This is a genomic window from uncultured Pseudomonas sp., from assembly GCF_943846705.1.
Classification (GTDB): Bacteria; Pseudomonadota; Gammaproteobacteria; order Pseudomonadales; family Pseudomonadaceae; genus Aquipseudomonas.
This window is the reverse complement of sequence record NZ_OX044366.1, coordinates 2683761-2698588: the sequence shown is the minus strand read 5'-3', so window position 1 is coordinate 2698588 and position 14828 is coordinate 2683761. Positions and strand designations below refer to the sequence as shown.

Sequence of the window (14828 nt, the reverse complement as noted above, 5' to 3'; positions counted from 1 at the left end):
ACCTGTCGTGTTGTCTGGTTGGCCTGGCGGAGCCACTAAGCGGGCTCCGCCGGTTAAGTACTGAATGGTCAGATGTTCTGCCGCTCGCCTTTCGGATCGAGGAACACCGCACTGACGATTTCGGCCTCGATCATGCTGCCATCCGCCAGCGGTGCGAAAACCCGCTCGCCCATGCGTGTAAGGCCGCCCTTGACCAGGGCCATGGCAAAGCTGTGGCCCATACAGGTGCTGAAGTAGCTGGAGGTGACGTGACCAACCATGCTCATCGGCACCGGTTGTTTCGCATCGAAGACCAGCTGCGCACCTTCCGGCAACACCTTGTCCGGGTTCAGCGGTTTGAGGCCGACCAGTTGCTTGCGATCCTCACGCACGCAGTCCTGGCGGTTCATCCCGCGCCAGCCGATCCAAGAGAATGGCTTGGTCCGCCCCACACACCAACCCATATTCAGGTCATCCGGGGTCACCGAGCCGTCAGTGTCCTGACCGATGATGATGAAGCCCTTCTCAGCCCGCAGCACGTGCATGGTCTCGGTGCCGTAAGGGGTCAGGTTGTACTTCTTGCCAGCCTCGACGATCTTCTCCATTACGCCCATGGCGTAGTCGGCCTGGACGTTAACCTCGTAGCTCAACTCGCCGGTGAAGGAGATGCGGAACACCCGCGCCGGCACGCCGCCAACCAGACCCTCCTTCCAAGCCATGAACGGGAAGGCTTCCTTGCTCAGGTCGATGTCAGTCACTTCCGCCAGCAGCTTGCGGCTGTTGGGGCCGGACAGGGTCATGGTCGCCCAGTGATCGGTGACCGAGGTGAAGTACACCTTCAGCTCTGGCCACTCGGTCTGGTGGTAAATCTCCAGCCATTGCATAACGCGCGCGGCGCCACCGGTGGTGGTGGTCATGACGAAGTGGTTGTCGGCCAGGCAGGCCGTCACACCGTCGTCGAAGACCATGCCGTCTTCTTTGCACATCAGGCCGTAACGGGCTTTGCCCACGTCCAGCTTGGTCCAGGCATTGGTGTACACGCGGTTAAGAAACTCGCGGGCATCCGCGCCCTGGATGTCGATCTTGCCCAGGGTCGACGCATCAAGGATGCCGACGCTGTCGCGTACCGCCTTGCATTCGCGGCCGACCGCGGCATGCATGTCCTCCCCGCGCTTAGGGAAGTACCAAGGGCGCTTCCACTGGCCAACGTCCTCAAACTCGGCGCCGTTCTTCAGGTGCCAGCTGTGCAGCGCGGTGTAGCGCACCGGGTCAAACAGCGCGCCGCAGTTACGCCCAGCCACCGCACCGAACGTAACCGGGGTGTAGTTCGGGCGGAACATGGTGGTGCCCATCTGCGTGATGCTGATGCCCATGGAACGGGCCGCGATGGCCAGGCCGTTGATGTTACCCAGCTTGCCCTGGTCGGTGCCGAAACCCAGCGCGGTGTAGCGCTTGACGTGCTCGACCGACTCAAAACCCTCACGGGTGGCCAACTCGATGCCGGCCGCGGTGACGTCGTTCTGCAGGTCAACGAATTGCTTCGGTGCGCGCGCCGTGGACTTGTCATGGGGTACCTGGAACAGCGCGATGCTCGGCTCTTCGTGGCGACCGAAGACTTTCGGCAACTCGCCGCTGACCGGCTTGAAGCCCGCCTCGGTGGCAGCCTTGGCGCCGGCTTCGAAACCATCGGCAAGGACATCGCCGATGGCAAACACACCATTCACCGCACCGGCACAGACTCGCTGCTGGAAACCTTCACCGGGTACGAAGGCGAGAATGTCCTCACGCCACACCGGCCGACCACCCAGGTGCGAAGCCAGGTGTACCACCGGGCTGTAGCCACCGGAACTGGCCACCAGATCGCACTCCAGCCAGTCAACGGCGCCAATAACCTTGTGTGCCTGCGCATCAATCCGCGCCACACCTGCCGCGCTGACGCGCTTGCTGCCACGCACTTCGATCACCGCACTGCCGGTCATCACACGCAGGCCCTTGGCCCGCGCTTCTTCGACCCAAGCGCCCTTCGGGTTAGGCCGTGCATCGGCGATCGCCACCACCTGCAGGCCGGCTTCCAGCCAGTCCAGGGCGACACGGTAGGCATAGTCGTTGGTGGTCGAGAGCAGCAAGCGCTTGCCCGGTGCCACGCCATAACGGCGCACGTAGGTGGACACTGCGCCGGCAAGCATATTGCCCGGCACGTCGTTGTTCGCATACACCAGCGGCCGCTCGTGAGCGCCGGTGGCCAGCACCACACGCTTGGCGCGTACCCGGTGCAGGCGTTGACGCACCTGTCCCAGCGGCGCGGTCTCGCCGAGGTGGTCGGTAAGACGCTCGTGAATGGTCAGAAAGTTATGGTCGTGGTAGCCGTGCACGGTGGCCCGTGGCAACAACGTCACCTCAGGCATGCTAGCCAATTCGGCGAGCACCTTGGCGACCCATTCACAAGCCGGTTTACCGTCAAGGGTTTCGCGGCTGTCGAGCAAGTGCCCGCCAAACTCTTCCTGTTCGTCAGCCAGAATCACCCGTGCCCCACTGCGCCCGGCAGCCAGGGCGGCGGCCAGACCAGCGGCGCCGCCACCGACCACCAGCACGTCGCAGTGCTGGTTTAGGTAGTCGTAGCTGTCGGGATCATTTTCCTTCGGTGCGCGGCCAAGACCTGCAGCCTTACGAATGTACTTCTCGTAGGTCAGCCAGAGGTTTTGCGGGTACATGAAAGTCTTGTAGTAGAAGCCCGGCGGCATCATCTTCCCGCCAACCTTGCCGAGAATGCCCATCAGATCAGTGTTGACGCTCGGCCAGCCGTTTACGCTGGTGGCCGTGAGGCCGGGGTACAGCGCCTGCTGGGTGGCCCGCACGTTAGGGATGGTGACTGCTTCGTTCGAGCCGATCTGCAGCACGGCGTTGGGCTCTTCGGCACCGGCAGCGACGATGCCGCGTGGACGCGAATACTTGAAGCTACGGCCGACCACATCAACACCATTGGCCAGCAGAGCAGCGGCCAGGGTGTCGCCGGCATAACCCTGGTAGGTCTCGCCGTTGAAGTTGAAGGTCAGCGGCTGGCTGCGGTCGATGCGCCCGCCCCGGGAAAGACGATTGATCTGGCTCATGCCTTTGCTCCTGCCGTGCGGCGGGTCTGCGGAGCGCTCTCGGCCTTGGCGGTCACGCTCGGCTTTTCACCGATTTTGTAGGTTTCGAAAATTTCATAGCTGATGGTGTCGCGGGTGGCGTTGAAGTACTGCCGGCAGCCCGCCGCATGGATCCACAACTCGTGGTGGATACCGCGCGGGTTGTCGCGGAAGAACAGGTACTCGCCCCACTCCTCATCGGTGCAGGTGCTTGGGTCCAGTGGACGCGGGATGTGCGCCTGACCGGCCGAGTGGAACTCTTCTTCGGCGCGCAGCTCGCCACAATGGGGACAGAAGATATTGAGCATTTCGGATTTCTCCTGTTAGTGGGCGACGCCGGCAGCGCCGTGCTCGTCGATCAAGGCACCGTTATAGAAACGGTCCATGGCGAAGGGTTTGGCCAGCTCATGCATTTCGCCTTTGGCCAGACTGGCGGCGAATACGTGACCGGAACCGGGGGTGGCCTTGAAGCCGCCAGTGCCCCAGCCGCAGTTGAAGAACAGGTTCTTCACCGGGGTCTTGCTGATGATTGGGCAGGCGTCCGGGGTGGTGTCGACGATGCCGCCCCACTGGCGGTTCATGCGCACGCGCGAGAGCACCGGGAACAGCTCAACAATGGCTTGCAGGGTGTGTTCGATGGTCGGGTAGGAACCGCGCTGACCGTAACCGTTATAGCCGTCGATACCGGCGCCGATAACCAGGTCGCCCTTGTCCGACTGGCTGATATAGCCGTGCACCGCGTTGGACATGATCACGCTGTCGATGATCGGCTTGATCGGCTCGGACACCAGTGCCTGCAACGGGTGCGATTCCAGTGGCATGCGGAAGCCCGCCAGCTTGGCCATGTGTCCCGAGTTACCCGCAGTGACCACGCCGACGCGCTTGCCGCCGATAAAGCCCTTGTTGGTCTCCACGCCGATGCACACGCCGTTTTCCTTGCGGAAGCCGGTCACTTCAGTCTGCTGAATCAGGTCAACGCCCAGGGCGTCAGCGGCGCGGGCATAACCCCAGGCCACAGCATCGTGACGGGCAACGCCGCCACGCCGTTGCAGCGAAGCACCCATTACCGGGTAACGGGTGTTCTTGCTGCAATCCATGTACGGAATCAGTTCCTCGACCTGCTTGGCATTGAGCACCTCGCCGTCGATACCGTTGAGGCGGTTGGCGCTGACTCGACGCTCGATGTCGCGCATGTCCTGCAGCGAGTGGCCGAGGTTGAACACCCCGCGCTGGGAAAACATGACGTTGTAGTTGATGTCCTGGGACAGGCCTTCCCACAGCTTCATGGCGTGCTCGTAGAGCTGCGCCGACTCGTCCCACAGGTAGTTGGAACGCACGATCGTGGTGTTGCGCGCGGTATTACCGCCGCCCAACCAGCCCTTCTCGATCACCGCGACGTTCTTCACGCCAAATTCTTTGGCCAGGTAATAGGCGGTGGCCAGACCATGGCCGCCACCGCCGACGATGATCACGTCATAGACCTTCTTGGGGGTCGGGTTGCGCCACATGCGCTGCCAGTTTTCATGGTGGCTGAACGAGTGTTTGAACAGGCCGAAGCCGGAATAACGTTGCATGGGATACTCCTGAAATCTGTTCCCCTGTCCTTCTGGGATGGGGGCTAAGGGTGAGGGCTGGGCATACGCGCCTCACCCGCCCGTCGGCAGCCTCGCCCAGACTCGGGCGAGGGGAAACGGCTCAGCGATACACCGGGTAATCCGCACACAGTCCGGCCGCCAGCTTGGCCACCTGGGCCTCGACGTCGGCATCACCAAGGTGATCGAGGATGTCGCAAATCCAGCCGGCCAAGGCGATGCTCTGCGCTTCCTTGAGACCGCGTGTGGTGATCGCCGGCGTACCGATGCGCAGCCCGGAGGTGACAAAGGGCGACTGTGGGTCATTCGGTACGGCGTTCTTGTTCACCGTGATACCCGCCCGGCCGAGCGCCGCGTCGGCGTCTTTGCCGGTGAGGCCCTGACGGATCAGGCTGACCAAAAACAGGTGGTTGTCGGTGCCACCGGAAACCACGTCGAAACCGCGCTCGATAAACACCTTGGCCATGGCCTGGGCGTTATCGATCACCTGCTGCTGGTAAGTCTTGAACCCCGGCTCCATGGCCTCTTTAAAGCACACCGCCTTGGCGGCGATCACGTGCATCAGCGGGCCGCCTTGCGCGCCAGGGAACACCGCTGAGTTGAGCTTCTTCTCGATGTCAGGATTGGCCTTGGCCAGAATCAGGCCGCCACGCGGGCCGCGCAGGGTTTTGTGCGTGGTGGTAGTGACCACATCGGCGAAGGGAATCGGGTTGGGATACAGACCGGCAGCGACCAGACCAGCAACGTGGGCCATGTCGACGAACAACAGCGCTCCGACCTTATCGGCGATGGCGCGAAAACGCGGGAAATCCAGGGTCTTCGAGTAGGCGCTGAAGCCGGCCACGATCATCTTCGGCTGGCACTCGACGGCCAGACGCTCAACCTCGTCGTAATCGATCAAGCCGGTGGCCGTGTCGATGCCGTACTGCACCGCGTTGTACAGCTTGCCCGAAGACGACACCTTGGCACCGTGGGTCAGGTGACCGCCGTGGGCCAGGCTCATACCGAGGATGGTGTCGCCAGCATTGATCAGCGCCAGGTACACCGCGCTGTTGGCGGATGAGCCGGAGTGCGGCTGGACGTTGGCGTAATCGGCACCGAACAGTTGCTTGGCGCGGTCGATGGCCAGCTGCTCGACCACGTCAACATGCTCACAACCGCCGTAATAACGCTTGCCCGGATAGCCTTCGGCGTATTTGTTGGTCAGGCCGCTGCCCTGAGCTTCCATCACCCGCTGGCTGGTGTAGTTTTCCGAGGCGATCAGTTCAATGTGATGCTCTTGACGCGCCTCTTCGGCGTTAATCGCGTTAAGCAGTTCGTCGTCGTAGCCCTGGATTTGATCTTGTTTACTGAACATCTCGAATCTCCTGCGGCAGTCTTGGGTCGCTTGTTGTTATTGGTCAGGACGTGCCTGCAGCCTTCTCCCTCCTGGGAATCAGCGCCTGGCGCAGCATTGGCTGCCCTTGGCTGAAGGCTTAATGGATAACGCCTGTTGCAACCGATTGTGCGAAATGCACCTAGGCACCGTTTGCTCATTTCCGACATAAAAGTGCTCAAACTGGTCCGGGCTTGCGGCGGCGACTAAAGCCACGCTCAGCAGCACGCCATCCAAGAATTGTCGATAGAGCGCGTCACGCGCTGCCTGGCGGCGCTGCAACAGCGGTCAGTGCCCAGGCGGCTCAACGCGTCCGGCAATCGGTGTAAGATGTGTGACTGGCGGGTCTAACCTGCTGCCCAACAACAATAAAACGCAAAACAGCCCTGCTCGCGGCCCATGCCCGGCAAGCACTCAGCAGCGGCTGCAGTAGAGGAGTAGCACCCAATGGCACAAGCCTTTTCCGCCTTGGCGCCGGCTGATAACGCACCTGGAACGGTGCCAGCCCCACAGGTGAAAACCTTTGGCTTCCTGCTGAGTGAAAACTTCACCACGATCGGCTTTGCCTGTGCGATCGAGACACTGCGCATGGCCAACCTGGCCGCCAAAAAGCCCCTCTACCGCACGCTGTTGATCGCCGCCGAACGCGAGCCGGTATGTGCCAGTAACGGCATGTGGGTGGTACCGGATCACTCGATCAGCGATGCCCCCGCGCTGGACACCCTGTTCGTAGTCGGTAGCAACCCAATCCCGGCCAAGCACAATCGCAACCTGCTCAACTGGCTGCGTAAGCTGTCCCAGCAGCATGTACCGCTGGCCGGCATCTGTACCGGCAGCCACCTGCTGGCCAGCGCGGATCTGCTCAAGGGTTACCGCTGCACCATCCACTGGGAAGACATCGAACAGCTCAAGGAAAAATTCCCCGGCATCATCATCTCCAATCAGCTGTTCGAGCTGGATCGAGACCGCTACACCTGCTCCGGCGGCACCGCGTCCATGGACATGACCCTACAGCTGGTCGCCCGCGAACCAGACGGCGTGGAGATCGCCACGCGCGCCGCCGAACTGCTGCTCTGCGACCGCATGCGCGGCTCGCGCGAACAACAACGCGTGCCCTTGCGGCAGAAACTCGGCAATGCCCAGCCAAAGCTGAGCCAGATAGTCGCGATTATGGAAGCCAACCTGGAAGAGCCGCTGGAGCTGGAAGAGCTGGCCCAACTCAACGAGATGTCGGTGCGCCAACTGGAGCGACTGTTCCACAAATACCTGGAACGCAAGCCCAGCCAGTACTACCTGGAACTGCGCCTGAACCGCGCCCGTGACCTGCTGTTGCGCAGTGAGTCTCAGGTGCGCGACATCGCCCTGCTCTGTGGTTTCGCTTCGCCGGCGCATTTCTCCAAGTGTTACAGCCGTCTCTTCGGCCACTCACCACGCGGCGAACGCAAACAGAACGCCTTGAGCTGACGACCACGGCCCTCAGGCCAACCAGCTGTCACGCCCCACAACAGATCCTGCCGGGCCACCTGCTGCCATTAAGGCTGAGTGCCAGCATTTTCTGGACTACAGACAGCAAAAAGCCACGAACTCGGCTGAGTCCATGGCTTTGCTTGATCCGCTAAGGCTTAGTGCCCGTTCTGCAGCACCGGCACTCGCGTGCGGGTCATGATAGAGACCAGCACGTAACATAAGGACGAGGCCACACAGCCGACCAGCGGCCCCTCGACCCAGCCAATATCTGTGGTCAACAGCAGCCCACCGCTGGTGAAGAAGCCCACCAGCATGGCGGTCAGCGCGCCCGCCACATTGCCCTGCCAGAAGGTGGAAATGAACACCGGACCGATCATTGCCGCCAGCAGGGTGCCGGACCCAAGAATACCCAACCAGGACAACATGAACGGCGGCGCGTACATCATCATCAACAGACCCAACAGGCCCAGCGCAACGACCGCCACACGGTTGATGACCAGCGCTTGTGCCGAGTCCACTTTGGCGTTTTTATTGAAGGCCAGACGCAGGTCATGCGAGGTGGCCGAGGCCACGGTGTGCAGCATCGAGTTGGCGGTGGACTTCATGGCGAAGATGATGAACAGGGTGATGATCCCCTGCAGCGCCGGGTGCATGAAGGTCTGCAGGTACATCGGCATCGTATTATCCGGGTCGGCCAGTTCCGGGCCGAAGGCGCGCATATACAGGCCAACCAGCGGGATCAGACTGAGCAACAAGCCGAGAATCGCTACATAAATGCCGACCTTGTGCATCTTCACCTTGGGCTTGAAGGCCAAAAAGCGAATCGCCATGTACGGCAGTACCGCGGCGAACAGGAAGGCATAGGGCAGCACCAAAAACACCGAAGCCTTGCTGTCGCCATAGGGCGCCGCCGTGCTCGGATTGAGCAGGTTCGGGTCGATGGCATTAAGGTTGCTCTGCCACAGGCCCAAATCGACGCTGGTGAACATCTGGATCATGATCACAATCGCCGCCACCGCCATGCCGCAGACCATCACGGTGTCGGTCCAGGCCACTGCAGCCAGGCCGCCGAGCATGGTGTAGAGGATGATGACCGAGATCATCAGCCAAGCGCTGCTGGTCATCTCGATATTCAGCCAGGAGGCACCGAGCATGCCGACCGCCTTGATCTGGCTGACCAGGAACACCATCAGCAGGATGATGGTCATCAGCGCCGCCACGCCCTGCAACAGACGCCCACCGTTACCACTGCCGTGAATCTGCGCGATGTACTCGGGAATAGTGTTGCTGCCCATGGTCAGCGCGCGTTTCTGCATGTGATTGGCGAAGAACAACACCGCAATCATCATCGCCGGGGCGAAGAAGAAGTTACCCAACAACTCGATGGCACCAAACTTGTAGGTCACTGCCGGGGAGCCCATAAAGCCCCAGCCACTGAAGCCGGTGGCAACAATGGTACTGGCGCCGACAAAGGCACCGAGGCTACGACCAGCAAGCAAGAAGCCACCTTCGTCGCTGTCTTTGACTTTGCGTGAGGAGAGAAAACCGATACCGATCATGACCGCGAAGGTCACGATCAGCAGGCACCAATTGAAAATCTCATAAAAGTCCATGCGCTTAGCCCCTCTGCCCGGATTTTTCTTTGGCGTTGCGGCACAGATAGGTTCCACCTGCGATCATGAGCATGGCGATGTTTAGCGCGATGAAGAGCGTGAGTACCCAGGAGGTCATGATTTAAGCCTCTGTAATTGTTCTTGTAGGAGTTTTTTGACTGGTGACGGAGGGTGTGCCGGCCGCCAAACTGGCGGCCGGCGATGCCTTAACCGGCAGCCGAGGTTTCTGCCCGAACCGGGACCAGCGCCACCGGCGCCTCTTCATGCAGCGCCTTGATCAGGCTGAAGCACATCAGCAGCATGATGAAAGAGAATGGCAAGGCACTGGCGATGGCCGCCGTCTGCAGGGTGGCCAAGGAAGCTGCGCCACCGACAACCAGCAGCACGCCGGCGACTACGCCCTGCATCCCGCCCCAAAACACCCGGTGACGCTTGGCTGGGTGGATAGCACCATGGGACATGATGGTGGTCAGTACTAACGTCGCGGAGTCGGCCGATGTGATGAAGTAGGTGGCCACCAACAGGGTGCCCAGCCACAGCGCCAAGGTGCCAATGCCGCCGAGGTTCATGGAGTCAACCGTCACGAAGAACGCGCTGGCGACATCCTTGGTCACAGCCACCGAGATGCCTGCCTCGCCGAACAACTCATTACTCACGGCGGTACCACCAAAGGCGGCGATCCAGATGAAGGTCAACAGTGTCGGGACCAGGATCACGCCCAGAATGAACTCACGGATGGTGCGACCACGGGAGACTCGTGCGATAAACACGCCGACAAAGGGCGCCCACGACAACCACCAGCCCCAATAGAACACTGTCCACCAGCCCTGCCAGCTTGATTTCCAACCTTCCCAGGCGGATGGATCCTGCTTGCTGGCGTCGGTCCAGAAGCTCATTTCGATGACGTTCGCGAGATAATCACCCGTGGCATCGACCAGCGACATGATGATGTAGCGGCTCGGACCCCAGATGAAGAAGAACAGGATCAGGGCGATGGTCAGGATAATGTTCAGCTCGCTGAGCTTCTTCACTCCGCGATTGACCCCGGACACCGCAGAGAACACGGCGACCGCCGTAATCACTGCGATCAAGCCCAGCTGCACCAGCACCGAGCTTTCCAAGCCGAGCAGGCGATTCAGACCGGCATTGATCTGCTGCGCACCCAATCCCAGCGAAGTGGCCACGCCAAAGATGGTCGCCATGATCGCCAAAATATCTACTGCATGCCCCCATGGGCCATCCATGGCGCGACCGAACAGAGGACGCAAAGTAGAGCGGATGGTTAGCGGCAGCCCCTTGCGAAAGGCGGCATAAGCCAACGCCAGGGCGACGATGCAGTAGATCGACCAGGCATGCAGGCCCCAGTGGAAGAACGTAATGCGCATCGCGGACTCCGCCGCTTCAGCGCTCATGGTTGAGGTGCTGAAGGGGTTTCCCTGCATATGGAACATCGGCTCAGCGATACTCCAGAAAATCAGGCCGATGCCCTGGCCTGCGGAAAACACCATGGCAAACCAGGAGAAGTAGCCGAACTCGGGTCGTTCGTCATCGCCCCCTAGGCGGATGCGACCGAAACGGCTACAGGCCAGCCAGCCGTTGAAGAATAGAAACAGCGCGGCGATCAGTACGTAATACCAGCTGAACGCATAGGTGATACCACTGCGCACCCGGTCGAAAAACGCTGCCGCTTGCTCCTGAAACATCAGCAGACCAATGACCACACCGGCGATCACCAGAAGCGATCCCAGCGTAACCATCGGATTCAGGCCCTTCAGCCAAGTACTCTGGGAAATAGCCACTCGCGGTTCATATGGCTCCTCCCTGTGAAAGGACGCAGCCGCAGCCGCGCTTTGTTCAGTATTCATGCTGTTAGCCTCTCGATCATTCTTATATTTGTCAGAATCATTGGGCAAAACACTTCATGTCGCTGGCAGGTGCTCAGGAGGGAGCGTTGAAGACTTCCTCGACGGCACTAGCAATACCCTCTACGCAGACACGCAAAATCAACTCGCCCTTCTCGCGGCTGGCGCCGACAGCGGAAGACAGTGTGCCGGCAGCCGGCGTGCGCTCAGGAATAATGGGGAAGACGTCATAGGGCGGGAAGCTTGCCGGCGGGTGGTCAACCACTCGATCCATGTCGACTCGCTCAGGGTAGAGCGCCAACATCAGCGAGGTTTCGAATACCCCACCATGCTCGATATCCCAGCCGAGAAAACCATCCGGGTAGAGCTGTGCGATCACTTCTGGATCTTTGATGAAGTCCCAATAGGACAGCACTACTACGCGAAAGTCGTTGATCCCCGCGTAACGCAGTTCCCGCAACGCCAGATCGATACCCTCGACGATGAACATCGAGTTCTCGTAATGCCCGTTCATCAGCACCAGGCGGCGTACGCCGTGGCGTGCTAATTCACGAATGATGTCCTGAACGCTATGGGTCAGAGTGGCCCCGTCCAGGCTGGTAGTACCGGGGAAGTGGTTGCCGCCGCCGGACTTTTGCTGCGACTTGTAGCCGTAATGCAACGCCGGCAACACCAGCGCATCAATACGTTGCGCCACCCGCTGACTAACCGCAGTGGGCAGTAACACATCGACATCCATGCACATGTGATGACCGTGCTGCTCAAGCGCGCCGACCGGCAGAAACAGTACTCGCTCACCACCGGCAATCGAAGCTTCGTACTCCTTCCAAGTGAGCTCGCCTACAAAAACACTTTTATTCATTGCCTCTGCCCTCTAACGAATCCGCCAGTATGCAGGAACACTGCTCAGCCAGCTGCCCTCCGAATAGATCAGGCCTCTGACCAAGGTGCGGAGGAAACTGCAAGAGCGCGATAGCTTCATCCGGCAGTACCACCTGCCCAGTAGCAACGAACCACGAGCAAAGCTGCCTGTATACGCAAGCCCCTGCCTGCCATGGACTGAAGATGAAGTTCCGGAGAAGTCGATTGCTACGTGTGTTCACGCTGTTGCCTCCCGGCCTGAAGGCCTAGGTTAGAAACAATGACAACAGCGCAGTAGAGGCTTGCCCCGACTGCGCCATCGCCTAGCATTACTTGCGGATAATGTTGTGCTCAGGGCCGTACGGGAACTTGGTGATGTTCTCGGCACCTTGCTCATTAACGATCAGGATGTCGTGCTCGCGGTAACCGCCAGCACCTGGGCGCCCTTCAGGCAGCATGATCATCGGCTCGATGGACACCACCATGCCTGGTTCCAGCACTGTATCGATGTCTTCACGCAGCTCCAGACCGGCCTCGCGCCCGTAGTAGTGGCTGAGGGTGCCGAACGAGTGACCGTAACCGAAGGTGCGGTACTGCAGCAGGTCGTGTTGCATGAAGATTTCGTTCAGCTCGTGGGCGATATCGCTGCAACGCATGCCTGGCTTGATCAACTTCAGACCCGCTTCGTGAACTGCAACGTTCACTTCCCACAGACGCAGGTGCTCGTCTGAGCAATGGTCGAGGAACAGGGTGCGTTCCAGCGCGGTGTAGTAACCGGCGATCATCGGGAAGCAGTTCAGGCTGAGGATGTCGCCCTTGTTGACCTTGCGGCTGGTCACTGGGTTGTGTGCGCCGTCGGTGTTGATGCCGGACTGGAACCAGGTCCAGGTGTCCATCAGCTCACCGTCAGGGAAGGTGCGGGCGATTTCGCGGACCATTGCCTGGGTAGCGTGCAAGGCAACTTCGTACTCGGGCACCTGATCACGCAGGGCTTCGATGACTGCGGCACCACCGATGTCGGCAATGCGCGCGCCGTGACGGATGATGGTGTGCTCTTCGGCGGACTTGACCAGGCGCATCTTCATGCACGGCGCAGCGACGTCAACCAGCTCGGCGGACGGATAACGCGCGGCCAGCTTGTCGCGGTTCTGCAGGTTCAGGTGATCGTACTCGATGCCGATGCGGCCGGCCTTCGGCAGTGCCTGCTGAATGGCGACGAAGAAGTTATCGCGCTGCCAGTCGGAGTAGACGATGTTGTCGGTGCCGACGGTACGACGCCATGGCTGGCCACCGTCGATGTTGGCGGTGATGGTCACTGCTGCGTCTTGGGTGATCACCACGGCATAGGGACGACCGAAGGAGCAGTAAACGAAATCGGTGTAATAGTTGACGTTGTGGTACGAGGTGAAGATCGCCGCATCGATGTTTTCTGCCGCCATATGGGCGCGCAGCTTGGCCTGGCGAGTAGCGTATTCCTGCGCCGAGAAGGTCGATTTTACTTTCTGGCCGTTTTGAATTCGAAGCGTCTGGGGCATTTGCATGACGGGAACCCTTATTATTTTCCAGTGACTCGGCACTGCCCACTTGGTAGCGCCGTTGGAAAGCATTGCAACAGATACAAACGCAGCCTTTTTGTACGATTCCGACCTGAAGTTGGTCAGATCCGCTTCAGACGGATGGCCACTCACGACGCCTGACAATCTTGCTCAAGCCGCCAGCCGCCGAGTACGGCGCAGGGCTTGCGCACGTTAGGCGAAGGTCAGGCTTTTTCAGTTGCTCGCACAGGCCATCACAGACAGTCGCCCGCGTAGCCACTAGAGAGAGTGCACGGCACGCGTAAGGACAGACGCAAAGGCGGGGATAAAGCCGAATCGACTATAGGAGGGAGGGCAGACAAAGCCGGGTCAGTGCATGGCCTGACGGCTGCGCTGGGGCTTACCCTGGCGCTCGTTGCTCGGCGCAATGCCGAAGTGATCGCGATAACAGGTCGAGAAGTGTTGCGGCGAAAGGAAGCCGCAATGGCTGGCCACCGCCTGTATCGGCAACGCCGTCTGCTTGAGCATCTGCCGCGCCCGCAATAAGCGCAGCTTCAGGTAGTAGCGCGACGGCGAACAATGCAGGTATTGGCAAAATAACCGCTCAAGCTGGCGCCTCGACAGCTCGACAGAGCCAGCCAGCTTGTTGAGTTCGATGGGCGCCTCGAGATTACCCTCCATCAGCGCGATCACTTCCTGCAACTTCGGCTGAGCACTGCCGAGTGTTTGACGGAATGGCATGTGCGCCTCGCCAAGCTCGCTCAGCACCTGCTCGCGCACCAGCGCTTCGCTGATCGCACCCAGCAGTACCGCACCATGGCTGCGCCCGATCAACTGCAGCATCATCTCCAGCCCAGCGGTGCCCTGCGCAGCGGTGTAACGCTCACGGTCGAGCACAAAGCGCTGTGGGCACAGTGAGACGCTGGGGAACGTCTCGCGAATATCCGCCTGATAATCCCCACTTACACAACATTGGTAGCCCTGCAACAGGCCGGCATTGGCCAAGACCCAGCTGCCACTGCCCAGCGCGCCCAGGTGCACGCCTCGGTCCGCCTGATTCTGCAGCAGGCGGATCTGTTCGTGATCGCAGTCGCGCGGCACACCTTCAGCACCACACACAATCAAGGCATCTAACGCCGGCTCCATATGGGCCGGGCCATCGGGCGTTACCAGCAGGCCATTGCTGGCACGCACGGCACGGCCGTCCGTGGTCAGGGTGCGCCAGCGATAGAGGGGGCGTCCCGAGAGTTGATTGGCCCGACGCAAAGGCTCCAGCACCGCCGCCAGACTGACCAGACTGAAATTCTCAGCGAGCAGAAAACCTATTGCCGACAGCACCTTCTCGGCGGGCTGCGGCAACGCCTGGTAATTGGACATGCTGACCTCTCTTCGGCAATGGCCTACCAGCCAACTTTCAAG

10 protein-coding genes are annotated in these 14828 nt (G+C 60.5%); 1 reads left to right on the top strand and 9 read right to left on the bottom strand.

Annotation, left to right across the window (positions count from 1 at the left end; all coding sequences use genetic code 11):
• Positions 1-68: 68 nt before the first annotated feature.
• The 4 genes from Q0V31_RS12655 to glyA form a co-directional block, all read right to left on the bottom strand.
• Complete coding sequence (locus Q0V31_RS12655; RefSeq protein WP_298188135.1) at positions 69-3086, bottom strand: sarcosine oxidase subunit alpha; 3018 nt, start codon at positions 3084-3086, stop codon at positions 69-71.
• Positions 3083-3412, bottom strand: coding sequence for a sarcosine oxidase subunit delta (locus Q0V31_RS12650; RefSeq protein WP_298188134.1), 330 nt, complete (start codon positions 3410-3412; stop codon positions 3083-3085). Before Q0V31_RS12650 ends, Q0V31_RS12655 begins: the two co-directional genes overlap by 4 nt.
• A gap of 15 nt (positions 3413-3427) precedes the next feature.
• On the bottom strand, positions 3428-4678 hold the full coding sequence (locus Q0V31_RS12645; RefSeq protein ID WP_298188133.1) for a sarcosine oxidase subunit beta family protein: 1251 nt from the start codon (positions 4676-4678) through the stop codon (positions 3428-3430).
• A 121-nt stretch (positions 4679-4799) separates the two neighbouring features.
• Positions 4800-6053 (bottom strand): serine hydroxymethyltransferase, encoded by a 1254-nt coding sequence (gene glyA / locus Q0V31_RS12640; protein ID WP_298188132.1) that lies wholly within the window; start codon positions 6051-6053, stop codon positions 4800-4802.
• Between the two features lie 465 nt (positions 6054-6518).
• On the opposite strand from glyA, the gene Q0V31_RS12635 reads away from it, so the two are divergent.
• Positions 6519-7535, top strand: coding sequence for a GlxA family transcriptional regulator (locus Q0V31_RS12635; protein WP_298188131.1), 1017 nt, complete (start codon positions 6519-6521; stop codon positions 7533-7535).
• Between the two features lie 158 nt (positions 7536-7693).
• Here the strand turns inward: Q0V31_RS12635 and Q0V31_RS12630 are convergent, their stop codons facing one another.
• The 5 genes from Q0V31_RS12630 to Q0V31_RS12610 form a co-directional block, all read right to left on the bottom strand.
• On the bottom strand, positions 7694-9151 hold the full coding sequence (locus tag Q0V31_RS12630) for a sodium:solute symporter (RefSeq protein WP_298188130.1): 1458 nt from the start codon (positions 9149-9151) through the stop codon (positions 7694-7696).
• 206 nt (positions 9152-9357) lie between these two features.
• Entirely contained in the window at positions 9358-10950 is a 1593-nt protein-coding gene (locus tag Q0V31_RS12625; protein ID WP_298188129.1) for a BCCT family transporter, read from the bottom strand.
• A 139-nt stretch (positions 10951-11089) separates the two neighbouring features.
• Positions 11090-11875, bottom strand: a complete 786-nt coding sequence (locus Q0V31_RS12620; protein WP_298188128.1) for a creatininase — start codon at positions 11873-11875, stop codon at positions 11090-11092.
• Between the two features lie 328 nt (positions 11876-12203).
• Positions 12204-13415 (bottom strand): M24 family metallopeptidase, encoded by a 1212-nt coding sequence (locus tag Q0V31_RS12615; RefSeq protein WP_298188127.1) that lies wholly within the window; start codon positions 13413-13415, stop codon positions 12204-12206.
• A 363-nt stretch (positions 13416-13778) separates the two neighbouring features.
• Complete coding sequence (locus Q0V31_RS12610) at positions 13779-14786, bottom strand: GlxA family transcriptional regulator (RefSeq protein ID WP_298188126.1); 1008 nt, start codon at positions 14784-14786, stop codon at positions 13779-13781.
• Between the last annotated feature and the right edge of the window lie 42 nt (positions 14787-14828).